This is a genomic window from Gulosibacter massiliensis (assembly GCF_900626105.1).
GTDB lineage: Bacteria > Actinomycetota > Actinomycetes > Actinomycetales > Microbacteriaceae > Gulosibacter > Gulosibacter sediminis.
This window is the reverse complement of the sequence record NZ_UYZX01000002.1, coordinates 507,933-522,385: the sequence shown is the minus strand read 5'-3', so window position 1 is coordinate 522,385 and position 14,453 is coordinate 507,933. Positions and strand designations below refer to the sequence as shown.

Genomic DNA, 14,453 nt, shown 5'->3' with positions numbered 1-14,453 from the left:
GGTATCCGGAGACACCGACGTCCCGCACCCACACGTGCCAAGGAGTGACTATGACCACCGTCGCCGAGCGACTCGCCACCGCCCTCGCCCCCTACGCCGACGAGATGTTCGGCCTGCTCGGCAACGGCAACGCTTTCGTCGTCGACGCGATGCTGCGCCTCACCCCGATTCGCTATACCGCGGTGCGCCACGAAGTCGCGACTGTCGCCTCAGCGGATGCGTATTACCGCGGTACCCGCAAGCTCGCGATCGCTACCGCGACGTACGGTGCCGGGTTCACGAACACGATCACGGCCCTCACCGAGGCGTCGATGGCGCGCATCCCGATGCTCGTGCTCGTCGGCGACGCGCCGACGACTGGGTTGCGGCCCTGGGACCTCGACCAAGACGCCATCACCCGCGCCGTCGGTGTGAAGAACGTCACGGTGCGCGCCGACTACGTCGCCGCCGCGGTGAATGACGCGGTGCGGTTCGCGCTCATCGAGCGCCGCCCGGTCGTACTCTCGCTGCCTTATGACCTCCCCGTCGTGACGAGCGACGAGGGCGACGTCGCGCCGATCGACTTCGACCAAGTGCTTGCCTCCGAGCGCCCGCAGGCCGACGCCGTGGCGCTGAAGGCGCTCGCGCGCGACCTCGCCGCGGCCCGCACCCCGGTCATCCTTGCCGGCCGCGGCGCGCTCGGCGCGCGCGGCGACCTCGCCGAACTCGCCGACCGGCTCGGCGCCATCACCGTCACCACGGCGGCCGCACGCGGCCTGTTCACGGGGCGCGCGCTCGACGCCGGCATCTGCGGTGGCTTCTCGTCGGAGCCCACCGCCGACTACCTCGCTGCGGCCGACCTCATCGTCGCGTTCGGGGCAGGCCTCAACCAGTTCACGATGGGCTTCGGCCGCATGTTTGCGCAGGCCCGCCTCGTGCAGCTCGACCTCGCCGACACCGCCACCCACCCGGCCGTCGAAACCTTCATTCGCACGGATGCGGCCGACGCGGCTGCCGTACTTCTCGCGCACACGCCCGCTCCCGAGCACGCGACCTGGCCGTCGCTCGACCGCGACGCCGTCGCGGCGGCCCAGTTCGACCGCCCGTTCGGCCGCACGAGCACGGACGCTGAGGATCCCTCGCCGATCGCCGCGGACGGCCAACTCGACCCCCGTGCCGTCACCGCCGCGATCGACGAGCAGCTGCCCGCCGAGCGACTCATCGCGACCGACGGCGGCCACTTCATCGGCTGGGCGAATACGTACCTCAGTGTTCCGGGCCCCGACTCGGTCGTGCTCGTCGGCACGGCTTTCCAATCCATCGGCCTCGGTTTCTCGAGCGCACCCGGCGCCGCCATCGCGGCGAACGCTGATGGCCGGATGCTCGTACTCGCCACCGGCGACGGCGGCGGTCTGATGGCGCTCGCCGACCTCGATTCGCTCGTGCGCACCGCCAAACGCGCCACGGTCATCGTCTACAACGACGCGGCGTACACGGCCGAGATCACGCAGTACGGCATGCAGGGCCTTGACGAGCGCCCGATGCGCATCGACCAGGTGAGCTTCGCCGGCCTCGCGCAGGCCGTCGGTGCCCACGGCACCGAAGTGCTCACGCTCAATGACCTCGACGCGTGGGCCGAGTGGGTCACCTCTGGCGAGAACGGCACCTGGGTGCTCGACTGCCGCGTCTCGGGCGAGGTCATCGCGCCGTACCAGCTCGAGATCATGGAAAACCTCAAGCGACAGGCCGCCGCCGCGCGCTAGGTGTGGTTCCCCCGACGCGTCGCGTACGTCGAAGAAGGGAAGACCCTCGCGCCGTCGACTCGCCGCGGATGCAGGCGGGCTACTCGTCGATCGAGAGTTCCTTCGGCAGTTCGAAGTCGTGCACGTTGAGCTCCTCGATGTTCACGTCCTTGAACGTGAGCACGCGCACCTCCTTGACAAAGCGGTCGGAGCGATAGATGTCCCAGACCCACACGTCGCGCATCGACAACTCAAAGTAGAAGTCGTTCGACGCATCCTTGCGGTCGAGGGTGACCTCGTTCGCGAGATAGAAGCGGCGCTCCGTCTCGACGACGTATTTGAACTGCTTCGCGACGTCACGGTACTCGCGGAACAGTGCCAGCTCTACGCTGCGCTCGTAGTCGTCAAAGGCGTCCTCGTTCATAACGCACCAGTCTAGGCCCGACGGTTGACTTACGCGTCAAGGATCTTTCCGAGCCAGCTTCGCCGATGCTCAGAGCTCGGCCCGAGCGCCCGAATCGCGTCGCGGTGCCCCTGCGAGCCGTACCCCTTGTTCTTCTCCCAGCCGAACGCGGCGAGGCCCTCGTCGCCGGCCGCGAGCTCGCGCATCCGCGCGTCCCGCGCCACTTTCGCAACGACGCTCGCGGCCGCGACGCTCGCGCAATCGCGGTCAGCCTTCGGCTGCACCGTGACGCGCAGCGGCTGCGTGAGCGCGGGCGAGAGCCAGTCGTGGCTGCCGTCGAGGAGCACGCTCGCGAAGTCGACCGGCACGCCGAGCTGCCAGAGTTCACCGAGCGCACGCACCGCGGCGGCGGCGAGGCACCGCGTAATGCCGAACTCGTCGATTTCGGCGGCGGAGGCCCAGCCGACGGCGGTGGCGAACGCCCACTCCGCCGACGCGGGCGCAAGGCGTTCGCGCGCCTTCGCTGTGAGCAGCTTCGAGTCGCGCAGCCCCTCAGGGAACCCCTGCTGCGCCTCGACGTCGCGGATCGCGCACGCCCCAACGGCGACCGGCCCGGCGATCGCACCGCGGCCAACCTCGTCGATGCCGATCACGAATTCGGTGTCGGCAAACAGCACCCGCTCAACCTCGAGCGTCGGAGAGACGGCGGTCACGGCTGCCGAGTCGGGATGCTCGCGAACACCTCGGAGTAGTTACTGAGGAAGCGGAGCCGGTCGAAGGGCCAGTTGATCATGAACGCGCGGCCGACGATGTTCTCGTACGGCACGAAGCCGCCGGTCGGAGTGTCCTGATGCGCCCGCGAGTCGGCCGAGTTGTAGCGGTTATCGCCCATGACCCACACCGCATCGGCGGGCACGGTCACATCGAACTCGGTGCCGGATGCTGCGGTGTTGTCGCCCAGTTCGACGTATGGCTCGCTGATCGGCACGTCGTTGATCATGATCTGGCCATAGGCGTTGCAGCACTCGACGTGGTCGCCCGGCAGGCCGATAACTCGCTTGATGAGGTGGCTGTTCGTCTCTTCGGCCTTGAGACCAATGAGTTCGAGCGTGCCGTCGGTGAACGCCTGCAGCGGCGCTTTGTCGACGGCGGGCTGCTGCGGCAGCCACCCACCCGGGTCTTCGAACACGATGACGTCGCCGCGGTTGAGCGGCACGAGGTCAGGCACGAGCTGGTTCACGAGCACGCGATCCTGCTCGATCAGCGTCTCGTGCATCGAGGCCGACGGAATATAGAACGGCTTGAGGAAGAACGTCTTGACGACGATCGAGACCACGAGCGCGATCGCAACGATGACGACGACGTCGCGGATGAACATCCCGAGCGTCGCGCCGCGGGCCACGACGTTGCCCCGGTCGTCGACCGCGATGTCGTTTCTGAGCCGGTGCCGCGGGGCGTGGGCATGCCGAAATACCTCGTAGACGAGAGCATCGTCCTGGCCATCGGCGCCGGCGTTGCCACTCAACTTCGGCAACTGATACTCGGCGTCGTCACGCACCCATGGGCTCCTCGTCGGTTGTGGTCTGTTGATCTAAGCACGAACGAGATTGACCCCGGTGCGTGAACGCACCGGGGTCAATCAAATCGTGATAAACGAGTTAGCTTTCGCGACGCTCGCGGATCTTCGCGGCCTTGCCGCGACGGTCGCGCAGGTAGTAGAGCTTCGCGCGGCGAACGACACCGCGGCTGACGAGCTCGATGCGGTCGATGATCGGCGAGTGCACCGGGAAGAGGCGCTCGACGCCGACCTGGAAGCTCACCTTGCGGACCGTGAAGGTCTCCTTGACCCCAGCGCCCTGGCGGCCGATAACGACGCCCTGGAACACCTGGATACGGCTGCGGTTACCTTCAACGATGTTGACGTGAACCTTGACGGTGTCGCCGGGGCGGAAGTCGGGGACGTCCTTCAGCGACTGTGCGTCGATCTGGTCGATGAGGTTGGTCATGATGATCAATCACTCTCTGCGCCGCCACAGGTCGAACGCAATAGAAGTAAGTTTTCTTAATTCCGCGGGCAGAGTGTCCCCTGTGGCAGATTCACGCCGCGGCACAAACGACAAGCTTAGCGGGCAATCAGCCCCGCCGACAAGCCTCGAGTTGCGCGGAAGTTAGCTGGTGTGCGGCCGCGCGGTCCACTCATCGGGCTCGTCATCGTCACGCCCGCTCGGCTCCTCGATGATTTCGGCCTCGATCGCCTCGGACTCGCGGCGTACCGTGCCGCCCTCTTGTTCCTGCCAGGTCTCGTTCGTGTCGACGATGATCACCCGGCCCGCCTGCGGCCCGCGAGCCCGGCCGAAGTCGGAATTCGAGGATGCGCCGGCGGCACGCTCGGCACGCTGCCGCAGCTGCTCCTCGGCTTCCTTGCGATTGCGGCGCCAGAGCTGGGCGATTGCTACGCCGGCAAAGACGGCCGCGGCAACCTGCGCGACCGCGCCCCAGGTGCCGGGGATGGCCACGGCCGCGAGCCAGAACACGAGCGAGCCGAGGTACCAGCCCGCGTCGATCGCCGTCGCCTTCTTCGAGATGCGGAAGCTCGGGCGCAGCCAGAGCGCGAGGCCGAGGATCGCCATCTGCGCGAACGAGACAGGAATCAGAATGAAGAGGCCGAGAAAGCCACTCACCGAACGCTGGAAAACAATCCACGCGATGACGGTCCAGGCACCGACCAGGAAAGGTGCGGGTGCGAGGAGCGTGCTGAGTATTCGGTGGATCCGCTTGGGCATACCCATAAATTACGGAAACTTGCTCCGCAAACGCCGGATCACCGCAGGAATTCCGCGCGCAGCGTATCGACCACGCCAACGGCCGAACCCGAGCGCATCGTGGCGCGCTGGCGGTCGGCCGGAGTCGAGTCGACGATGACGAGCCCCGAGACGAGCTCGCCCTCGCAGCCGAGGTCGCGGGCGATCTCGAGCAGCTCGTCGATGCGGCGGGCGAAGCTGCCGCGTGCGGCCTCCTCGCGGCCGTCGGCCGAGACGATGAAGTTCGTGTCGAAACCCCAGCGGGATGCGCGGAACTTGTTCTCCTGCACGACCCAGTCGGGCAGGTGCATCGGTTCCTCGCCCCGGTCGAGCGCGCGCAGGGCCTCTTCGACGATGCACTGGGTCAGCGCGGCGCCGGCGCCGATGTCGAAGAGTGACGGCGCGGAGTCGGCGATGCGCACCTCGATCGTGCCGAAGCGCGGCGCGGGACGAACATCCCAGCGGAGCTCCTTCGCGTCGAGGATCGTGCCCGAACGCACCATCGCGTCGACGGTGTCACTGATGTCGTCCCAGTCGCGCAGCTGCGGCGGAATGCCACCCGTGGGCAGTTGCTGGAAGAGCATCGAGCGGTGCGAGGCGAACTGCGTGTCGACGCCGCCCCAAAACGGGCTCGAGCTCGACAGGGCAAGCAGCCAGGGGAAGTTCGCGAGCACCGCGTTCATCACCGGCACCACCACATCCGACGAGGGCAGGCCGACGTGCACGTGCAGCCCCCAGATCGAGAGCTGTCGCCCCCAGTCGCGCGAGCGCTCGACGACGCGCAGGTAGCGATCCTCAGGCACGAGGGTCTGCACGTGCCAGTCGGAGAACGGATGCGTGCCGGCGCCGATCGCGGCGACGCCGAGCGGGTCGCAGGCTGCGGCAAGCTTGTCGCGCAGCGTGCGCAGATCGGCGATTGCTCCGGGCACATTGCGGTGCACCTCGGTGACGAGCTCGACCGTATTGGTAAGGAACTCGCCGACGCAACGGGGCTCGTTCACCGCGGCGATTACTTCACCGGCGCGACCGGCGAGATCGCCGGAGGCACGGTCAACTAGCGCGAGTTCCCACTCGACCCCGAGGGTGGCGCGTTCGGACAGGGTGAAGTCCATGGATGACATCGTACGCGGGGCACGGAGTCGATTATTTGAGTGAACTGATTCCGAGCGGGACTCCCGCGGGGCCGAGAAATCTGCAAGAATAGTCAGCTGAGTCTGTGCCAGCGACCCTCTATCCGCAGCGTGCAGCGAATCCGGACGTCGGCGAGTGCGCCCCACGCATATCACCGCTCAGTCTTTGATCGTTAACTAGTTTCAACAAGCAGGAGACACGTGTCTGTCAAGATTCGTCTGAAGCGCCTGGGCAAGATCCGGGCACCGTTCTACCGCGTCGTGGTCGCCGACGAGCGCTCGAAGCGCGATGGTCGAGTGATCGAGGAGATCGGTAAGTACCACCCCACCGAGAACCCCTCGCTCATCGAGATCGAGTCGGAGCGCGCGCAGTACTGGCTTTCGGTCGGCGCACAGCCCACCGAGGCCGTCCTCGCACTGCTCAAGCTGACCGGTGACTGGGGTAAGTTCAAGGGCGAAGGCTCGACCGAGTCGCAGGTCAAGTCGCCCGAGGCCAAGGAAGCTTTCCAGGCCGACGAGAACAAGAAGCCCGTCCTCAAGCCGAAGTCGGAGCCGAAGGCTTCGCAGGCTGAGGCAGAGGCTGACGCTGAGGTTGCCGAGCCGGCCGCCGAGGCCGAGGCATCCGCCGAATAATCCCAAGAAGGAGTCCCAATGCTTGCTTCCGCGCTTGAACACCTCGTCCGTGGCATCGTTGATCGCCCGGACGACGTCCGCGTGGACGCAATCGACTCCGCCCGCGGCGAGGTCCTCGAGGTGCACGTGCACTCCGAGGACCTCGGCCGCGTCATTGGTCGACAGGGACGCACAGCGACGGCGCTGCGCACCCTCATCACCGCACTTGCCGACGGCCGCCGCGTCCGCGTTGACGTGGCTGATAACTAAGTTGTCCGCACGCAGCCGCAGCGGGATTACCCAGCTGCGCGTCGGACGCCTCGTCAAGGCACACGGGCTCAAGGGAGCCCTCAAAGTCGAGCTTTACACCGACGAGCCCGAGCGACGCTTCGTACCCGGCGCATCCTTCTCGCTTCAGGTGCCGACGACGTCGCCGTGGCGCGGCAAGAACGTGACCCTGCGCGAGTTGCGCTGGTTCAACGAGTCGCCCGTCGCGTTCTTCGAGGATGTCACTGACCGCACCACCGCCGAGACCCTGATCAAGGCGATCCTCTGGGTCGACCAGGACGAGGCCGAGGAGCTCGCACCCGACACCTGGTACGACCACCAGCTCGTCGAGCTCGATGTGCAGATCGACGGCACCTCGGTGGGCACGGTCGAGCGCGTCGACCACTTCCCCGCCCAGGATCTCTTGGTCGTGAAGACGCCGAAGGGCGACGTCATGGTGCCGTTCGTGAAGGACATCGTGCCTGCAGTCGATCTTGAGGCCGGCGTTGTCACGCTGACCCCGCCCGGCGGCCTGTTCGACGACGCGAGCGAGTAGCCCGCGATGCGCATCGACATCGTCACGATCTTCCCGCAGTTCTTCGACATCCTCGATCTCTCGCTGCTCGGAAAGGCGCGCACGCAGGGCATCATCGACCTGCACATCCACGACCTGCGCGACGCGGCGCATGACCGTCACCGCACCGTCGACGACACTCCGTACGGCGGCGGCGCCGGCATGGTCATGAAGCCCGAGCCCTGGGGCGAAACGCTCGACGGCATTCTCGCGGCCTCGCCCGCCGAGAACGGCCCGCTCATCGTCTTCCCCTCCCCCGCCGGCGACGTGTTCACGCAGGCGCGCGCGCATGACTTCGCGGGTGAGGAACACATCGTGTTCGGCTGCGGCCGCTATGAGGGCATCGACCAGCGCGTGTTCGACTGGGCCGCCGAGCACGCCCGCGTCTCGCTCGTGTCGATCGGCGACTACGTGCTCAACGGCGGCGAGGTCGCCGTCATGGCGATGATCGAGGCCTTCGGCCGGCTGATTCCGGGCGTCGTCGGTAACCCGGCATCGCTCGTCGAGGAGTCGCACTCCGACGGCCTGCTCGAATACCCGAGCTACACGAAGCCCGCGCAGTGGCGCGGCCTCGACGTGCCCGACGTGCTGCTCAGCGGTCACCATGGCAACGTCGCGAAGTGGCGCCACGAGCAGCAACTCGAGCGCACCCAGCGCGTGCGCCCCGACCTCTACGAGGCCTTCCAAGCACGCGACGACGCGTAGCTCTACGTTTCACCTCGTCACCGAGACGGGTTGCGACGCAAAACGTGGACGAAAAATGAGCGCCTCGGGCGCCGCGCCTACTTGCGCAGGTACTTCTGCAGCTTCTCGAGCTCTTCGGGGCTCGGCTGAGCGCCGCCGGCCCCGCCACCGAAGGCGCCGCCACCGAACGACGAGCCACTCGGCGCGCTCTGCGCCGGTGCCTCGACGCCCCGCTTCGCCGGGTTGCCCGAGAACTTCTTGCCCTTCTTGGCGTTCTTCTTCGCCTGCTTGGCTGCCACCGCGCGGCCACCGCCCGACGAGGGCATGCCGGGCATCGACGGCATGCCGCCGCGCGCGACCTGGCGCATCATCTTCGACGACTGCTCGAAGCGCTTCATGAGGTCGTTGACCTCGCTCACGCTCGTGCCCGAACCGCGGGCGATGCGCGAGCGGCGCGAGCCGTTGAGCACCTTCGGCGTCTTGCGCTCGAGCGGCGTCATCGACTGAATGATCGCCTCGATGCGCACCATGCTCGACTCGTCGAAGTCGTCGAGCTGCTGGCGCATCTCTTTCGTGACGCCCGGCATCATGCCGATCATCTTCTTGAAGTTGCCGGCGCGACGCAGCTGCTGCATCTGCTTGAGGAAGTCGTCGAGCGTGAACTCGTTCGCCGCGAGCTTCTCGGCGGCCTCTCGGGCCTCCTCCTCATCGAAGGCCTTCTGCGCCTGCTCGATGAGCGAGAGCACGTCACCCATGTTGAGGATGCGGCTTGCCATGCGGTCGGGGTGGAACAGCTCGAAGTCGTCGAGGCGCTCACCGGTCGACGCGAACATGATCGGGCGCCCCGTGGTCTGCGCGACCGAGAGCGCCGCACCACCGCGAGCGTCACCGTCGAGCTTCGTGAGCACGACGCCCGAGAAGTCGACGCCGTCTTGGAACGCCTTCGCTGTCGCGACCGCGTCCTGACCGATCATCGAGTCGATGACGAACAGCACCTCATCGGGGTTCGTCGCCTGCTTGATGTCGCGGGCCTGCTGCATGAGCGTCTCGTCGACGCCGAGCCGACCGGCGGTGTCGATGACGACGACGTCGTGGAGCTTCTCGTTGGCGAGTCGGATCGACTCGCGCGCGACGCGCACCGGGTCGCCCTCGCCGTTGCCGCGCTCGGGCGCGAAGACTGGCACGCCGGCCTGGTCGCCGACGATCTGCAGCTGCTGCACCGCGTTCGGGCGCTGCAGGTCGGCTGCGACGAGCATCGGCGAGTGCTTCTGCCCGACGAGCCACTTCGCGAGCTTGCCCGCGAGCGTCGTCTTACCAGCACCCTGCAGACCGACGAGCATGATCACCGTCGGCGGGCGCTTCGCGAACTGCAGCTGGCGGGCTTCTTCCCCACCGAGGATGCGCACCAGCTCGTCGTTGACGATCTGCACGACCTGCTGCGCCGGGTTGAGCGCGCGGTTCACTTCGTCGCTCAGGGCGCGCTCGCGCACGTGCGCGGCGAAGTCCTTGACGACGGGAAGCGCGACGTCGGCCTCCAGCAGGGCGCGACGAATCTCGCGGACGGTGCCGTCGACGTCGGCTGGAGTGAGCTTGCCCTTCGAGCGCAGATTGCTCAGCGCGTCGACAAGGCGGTCTGAAAGGTTCCCGAACAAGGCCATAGTGTCGGCCATTCTACCGGCAATCGGCCGGGACTACCGGGCGGGCCGAGTCAGTCGGCGGCGTGCTGCACCGCGATCCGGATGAGCTCGCTCGCGCTGGCGGGTAGCTCGGGCTCTTCGCGCCAGATCGCGGTAAGTGGCCGGTGCAACTCGAGGTCGGCGACGTCGACGCGGCGGAGCCGACCCGCCGCGAGGTCTTCGGCGACGGTGAGCGCGCTCATGACCGCCGGGGCTATGCCCGCCGTGACGGCGCCTCGCACCGAGAGGATCGCCGAGAACTCGGCCCGGGGCTCGGCGGCCACGAGTTGCGGATGCTGCTCCCCCAGCAACTGTTCAAGTACCTGACGCGTGCCCGAGCCCGACTCGCGCACGACGAGCGGCATCGCCGCGAGCTCCTGCGCGGTGATGAAATCGCGCGAGGCCCAATCGTGGCTTGGCGCCACGACCACGACGAGCTCGTCGTGCCCGACCACGCGGTGCTCCAAGCCGCTCGGCTCGTCGAGCGATTCGATGAAGCCGATCACGGCCGCGCCCGAGTGCACCTCGCGAATCACCTCGACCGAGTTCACCGCGTGCACGTGCGGGCTCGTCGCGGTGCCAGCCTGCTCGAGCTGGCTCAGCCACTGCGGCAGCAGGTAGCCGGCGATCGTCTGCGAGGCCGCGACCCGCAGCGTGCTCGTGCGATCGGCCCGCAGCGAGGTGAGCCGCTCCTGAAAGCGGTCGGTCGCGACGAGCAGCTCGGCGATCCAGTCAGCCACGACCTGGCCGGTCTCGGTGGGCTGCGAGCCGCGGGCACCGCGCTCGAGCAGGTCGAGGCCGAGTTCGTGCTCGAGTTTGCGCATCCGTTCTGACACCGCCTGTTGCGAGCGGTCGGCGGCCGCTGCGGCCGCGTTGATGCTGCCACGCTCGACAACACACACGAACAGTTCGAGCGAATCCAAATCTAGACGGGTCACAGAGTCAAGGTAGCGCCTCCCGGTGTCAGCGGCTCCCAATACACTGGGCAACATGCAAGGACCACTGTTGCTCCCCTTCAATGGCGTCAGCCCCCGCATCCACCGTTCGGCGTGGATCGCTCCGAACGCCACGATCATCGGCGACGTCGAGATCGGCCCCGACTCAAGTGTCTTCTACGGCTGCGTGCTGCGCGGCGACTCGGGCGCGATCCGCATCGGCGCGCGCACGAACCTGCAGGACGGCACCGTCGTGCACGTCGATGCCGACGCGCCCTGCACCCTCGGCGATGACGTCACGGTCGGCCACGCCGCGATGCTCCACGGTACGACCGTCGGCGACGGCACACTCGTCGGCATGCGCGCCTCGCTGCTGAGCCACTCGGTCATCGGTACCGGCTCGCTCATCGCGGCCGGCGCCGTCGTGCTCGAGGGCTTCGAGATCGGCGACCGCGTGCTCGCCGCCGGTGTGCCCGCGAAGATTCGCCGCGAGCTCACCGAAGAGGAGTCGGCTAGGTTCATCCCCCATGCCGGCGGCTACGTCGACCTGTCGAAGGGCCAGCCGACGCTGCCCGAGGCGCTCTCGCTCGACACCTGCTGGTTCGAGTAAGCCGCGAACAACGACAGCGGGGCCGGTCACGATCGTGACCGGCCCCCCACTCGTTTTCCGCCTAGTTGGCCGGGCCCTCGACGAGGGTCGTCGTGCCGCTCTGCTCGGCGCCCGACGACGTCGTCCACGTCAGGGTCACCACGGTGCCAGGCGTGTACTCGGCGATAAGTCCCTGCAGCTCGGATGCGCTTCCCACGGCAATGCCATCGACCGCGGTGATCGTGTCGCCGGTCGCGAGGCCGACCTCGGCCGCGGGGGTGTCGTCGTAGACGCCCGCCACCGCGGCGCCCGCGACGGTGCTCGAGCTCGTGCCCGACGTCGAGTCGGCGAGCGCAATACCGAGGAACGCCGGCGTACCGAGCGTGTTCGTGTCGGTCTCGACGCCGTCGATGATGTTCTGCGCGACGCTGAGCGCCGTGTCGATCTCGATCGCGTAGCCCGAGATGTTCGTGCCACCGCTCGAGGCCGCAGTCGTCATGCCGACGACCTCGTCCTGGTCGTCGAGCACCGCGCCACCCGAGTCGCCCGACACCACATCGGCGTCGATCTCAATCATGTTGGTGAGCGTGTTCGAGCCGGTCGTACCACCGCTTGCCGCCTCGTTTGACGGTGTCACCGACGCATCAAGATTCGTCACGACGCCGTCGGCGGCCATGAGTTCGCCGCCTCCCTCGGCGTTACCGATCGCGGTAACGGCGTCACTCACCGCGAGGTCATCGTCCTGATCGATCGTCGCCGTGGTCAGCCCACTCGCGTCCTCAAGCTGCAGCACGGCAACATCCTGCGTCGAGTCGGTGCCGACGACGGTCGCGTTGTACGTGGTGCCATCGGTCGTGGTGACCTGCACCGAGGTCGACCCCTCGACGACGTGGTTGTTCGTCAGCACGAGCCCGTCGGAGCTCAGGACGATGCCCGTGCCCGCCGCCGCCGCGCTCTGATATTCGAGCTTCGTGTCGATGAGCACGACGCCGGTCGACTCATCCGCACTCGCGGCTGAGATGTCGAGGCTGTCGGTCGACTCCTGCGTCGAACCGCCAAGCGAGCCGCCGCTCTGCCCATCCGTGCCCTGGCCGAACCCGCCGCTCGACGTGCCCTCGTCGACCCACGGCACGAGGTCGAGCAGTTGCTGCTTGAGTGCTTGGGAGGCGGGGCTGAGGTTCTGCGTGGTCTGGGCCGACGCATCCGCGCCCTGCCAGGCGCTGTGGGTGGTGGCGCCACTCGTGATGGCGAAGCCGCCGAACGCGCCGGCGACGACGAGGCCACAGCCGGCAGCGACTGCTGTCAGACCGCGCCGAACGCGAGGTTTCCGAGAAGTGGGTGCTGAGTCGTTCATGGCCCTGATATCACCCCTCTTCGCGATGATTCGGGCATGGGACAGCTATGAACCAGTTATGCGTCGATATGATATCGGGTTTGCACAGTGAGTAAAATCACTGATCGCCAACGACGACGCTTCATGCACCGCCGCCGAGACACCCCGATGGCGGGATGCACGTTTGTACGGCACACAGTGACAGCGCAGTGAGCCCGGACGCCGACCTCCAGCGGGACCCCTAACCTAGCGCCCCGCGCGCGCAACCCGGAACGCGAAATGTCACAACACACCGCCCAGGCTGGCATCGACGCACAGCCAGCGAAGAAGCTTCGCAATCGCCACGTGACGATGATCACGCTCGGTGGCATCATCGGTTCGAGCCTGTTCGTGGGCTCGGCCAACGTCATCTCCCAGGTCGGCCCCGCCGCCCTCTTCTCCTACGCCATCGGCGGTCTGCTCGTCATGCTCGCGATGCGGATGCTCGGCGAGATGGCGACCGCTCGGCCGTCGATCGGCTCGTTCATGGAGTACGCCCGCAGCGGCCTCGGTGAGTGGGCCGGTTACCTCGTCGGGTGGCTCTACTGGTACTTCTGGGTCGGCGTCGTCGCCTACGAGGCGGTCATCGGTGGCGCGATCCTCAACGGCTGGTTCCCCGTTATTCCCTCGTGGGTCTTCGCGGTCGCACTGCTCGTGATCTTCATCGTCACGAATCTCGTCTCGCTGCGCTCGTTCGGCGAGGTTGAGTTCTGGCTTGCGAGCATCAAGGTTGCCGCGATCATCGTCTTCCTCGCTGTCGGCGCGCTGTTCATCTTCGGTCTTTGGCCGAACGCGACGCCCGGCATCAGCAACCTCTGGAGCCACGGTGGCTTCGCACCCAACGGCGTCTGGCCAATCCTCTCGGGTGTCGCCATCGTGATCTTCTCGTACTTCGGCACCGAGATCGCCGTTATGGCGGCGGCCGAGTCGGAGGACCCGGCCCGCGGCGTGCGGCAGGCCACCAACACGATCGTCTGGCGCATCCTGCTCTTCTACTTAGGTTCGGTGTTCCTCATCGTCGCGATCGTGCCGTGGAACGGCCTGCCTGACACCGACGACCAGGGCCCATTCGCCTACCTGTTCTCGCAGTACGGCATTCCCGGTGCCGACCTCATCATGACCGCCGTGATCCTCACCGCCGTCTGCTCGGTGCTCAACTCGGGCATCTACTCGGCGTCGCGCATGTTCGCGTCGATTGCTGAACGCGGCTTTGCCCCGAAGTTCATCGCCCGCAAGGCAAAGAACGGCGTGCCGGTCGCGGCCGTCATCGCCTCGACGCTCGGCGGCTTCGCCGCGGTGCTCGTGAGCTTCCTGTTCCCCGACAGCGGCATCTTCGACTTCATCATGAACAGCTCGGGCCTCGTCGCACTGTTCGTGTACGTGTTCATCGCGCTGACGCAGGTGCGCCTGCGCAACAAGATGACCCCGGACGAGCAGGCGGAGCTCAAGCTGAAGATGTGGCTGCACCCGTGGCTCGCGTACCTCACCGTCGCCGCCGTCGCTGGCGTCGTCGTGATCATGCTCGTGAGCGGACCGAACACGCAGGTGCAGGTGTGGACGAGCCTGATCTCGGTCGTCGCCCTCGTGGCCGTGTGGCCGTTGGTGCGCCGCAACCTCAAGAAGTCGGGCCAATACGGTAAGCCGATCACCGAGGCCGTCGAGGCCCCGATGGGCGAATAGCTCCCCGGC

16 protein-coding genes are annotated in these 14,453 nt (G+C 67.1%); 7 read left to right on the top strand and 9 right to left on the bottom strand.

The features are described 5' to 3' along the window. The first annotated feature begins 50 nt into the window (after nt 1–50). Complete coding sequence (locus EJL01_RS12215) at nt 51–1,742, top strand: thiamine pyrophosphate-binding protein (RefSeq protein ID WP_125107900.1); 1,692 nt, start codon at nt 51–53, stop codon at nt 1,740–1,742. Between the two features lie 79 nt (nt 1,743–1,821). On the opposite strand, the gene EJL01_RS12210 is transcribed toward EJL01_RS12215, so the two are convergent. From EJL01_RS12210 to EJL01_RS12185, 6 genes are all read right to left on the bottom strand, one after another. After that, the gene (locus EJL01_RS12210; RefSeq protein WP_125107899.1) at nt 1,822–2,145 is read right to left on the bottom strand and encodes a DUF2469 family protein; all 324 of its coding nucleotides are present in this window, start codon (nt 2,143–2,145) and stop codon (nt 1,822–1,824) included. A gap of 29 nt (nt 2,146–2,174) precedes the next feature. Beyond that, nucleotides 2,175–2,837, bottom strand: a complete 663-nt coding sequence (locus EJL01_RS12205; RefSeq protein WP_125107898.1) for a ribonuclease HII — start codon at nt 2,835–2,837, stop codon at nt 2,175–2,177. Further along, nucleotides 2,834–3,682 carry a signal peptidase I gene (gene lepB, locus EJL01_RS12200; protein WP_241209220.1) on the bottom strand — a complete coding sequence of 283 codons (849 nt, stop codon included), beginning with the start codon at nt 3,680–3,682 and terminating at the stop codon, nt 2,834–2,836. Before lepB ends, EJL01_RS12205 begins: the two co-directional genes overlap by 4 nt. 100 nt (nt 3,683–3,782) lie before the next feature. Then, entirely contained in the window at nt 3,783–4,130 is a 348-nt protein-coding gene (rplS, locus tag EJL01_RS12195) for a 50S ribosomal protein L19 (RefSeq protein ID WP_125107897.1), read from the bottom strand. A gap of 162 nt (nt 4,131–4,292) precedes the next feature. Continuing rightward, on the bottom strand, nt 4,293–4,907 hold the full coding sequence (locus EJL01_RS12190; RefSeq protein WP_125107896.1) for a hypothetical protein: 615 nt from the start codon (nt 4,905–4,907) through the stop codon (nt 4,293–4,295). A 38-nt stretch (nt 4,908–4,945) separates the two neighbouring features. Further along, a complete protein-coding gene (locus EJL01_RS12185; RefSeq protein ID WP_164509822.1) occupies nt 4,946–6,037 on the bottom strand; it encodes a carboxylate-amine ligase in 1,092 nt (363 codons plus the stop codon). Between the two features lie 219 nt (nt 6,038–6,256). Here EJL01_RS12185 and rpsP point away from each other — a divergent pair, with 219 nt between their 5' ends. Genes rpsP through trmD form a run of 4 tightly spaced genes read left to right on the top strand, consistent with a single transcriptional unit; the run spans nt 6,257 to nt 8,213 of the window. Beyond that, a complete protein-coding gene (rpsP, locus tag EJL01_RS12180) occupies nt 6,257–6,688 on the top strand; it encodes a 30S ribosomal protein S16 (protein WP_125107894.1) in 432 nt (143 codons plus the stop codon). An 18-nt stretch (nt 6,689–6,706) separates the two neighbouring features. Beyond that, nucleotides 6,707–6,937, top strand: coding sequence for an RNA-binding protein (locus EJL01_RS12175; RefSeq protein WP_125107893.1), 231 nt, complete (start codon nt 6,707–6,709; stop codon nt 6,935–6,937). 1 nt (nt 6,938) lies between these two features. Then, entirely contained in the window at nt 6,939–7,490 is a 552-nt protein-coding gene (rimM, locus tag EJL01_RS12170) for a ribosome maturation factor RimM (protein WP_241209219.1), read from the top strand. 6 nt (nt 7,491–7,496) lie between these two features. Further along, nucleotides 7,497–8,213 carry a tRNA (guanosine(37)-N1)-methyltransferase TrmD gene (gene trmD, locus EJL01_RS12165; protein WP_125107892.1) on the top strand — a complete coding sequence of 239 codons (717 nt, stop codon included), beginning with the start codon at nt 7,497–7,499 and terminating at the stop codon, nt 8,211–8,213. Nucleotides 8,214–8,290: 77 nt separating this feature from the next. Here trmD and ffh read toward each other — a convergent pair whose 3' ends face one another. Then, nucleotides 8,291–9,850, bottom strand: coding sequence for a signal recognition particle protein (gene ffh, locus EJL01_RS12160; protein WP_125107891.1), 1,560 nt, complete (start codon nt 9,848–9,850; stop codon nt 8,291–8,293). Between the two features lie 50 nt (nt 9,851–9,900). Beyond that, on the bottom strand, nt 9,901–10,806 hold the full coding sequence (locus EJL01_RS12155; protein WP_164509821.1) for a LysR family transcriptional regulator: 906 nt from the start codon (nt 10,804–10,806) through the stop codon (nt 9,901–9,903). 52 nt (nt 10,807–10,858) lie between these two features. On the opposite strand from EJL01_RS12155, the gene EJL01_RS12150 reads away from it, so the two are divergent. Next, complete coding sequence (locus EJL01_RS12150) at nt 10,859–11,413, top strand: gamma carbonic anhydrase family protein (protein WP_125107889.1); 555 nt, start codon at nt 10,859–10,861, stop codon at nt 11,411–11,413. A 61-nt stretch (nt 11,414–11,474) separates the two neighbouring features. Here EJL01_RS12150 and EJL01_RS12145 read toward each other — a convergent pair whose 3' ends face one another. Beyond that, nucleotides 11,475–12,746 carry a S1C family serine protease gene (locus EJL01_RS12145; protein ID WP_125107888.1) on the bottom strand — a complete coding sequence of 424 codons (1,272 nt, stop codon included), beginning with the start codon at nt 12,744–12,746 and terminating at the stop codon, nt 11,475–11,477. A gap of 258 nt (nt 12,747–13,004) precedes the next feature. On the opposite strand from EJL01_RS12145, the gene EJL01_RS12140 reads away from it, so the two are divergent. Next, nucleotides 13,005–14,444: an amino acid permease gene (locus EJL01_RS12140; RefSeq protein WP_125107887.1), complete on the top strand. Its 1,440-nt coding sequence runs from the start codon at nt 13,005–13,007 to the stop codon at nt 14,442–14,444. Nucleotides 14,445–14,453: the final 9 nt, after the last annotated feature.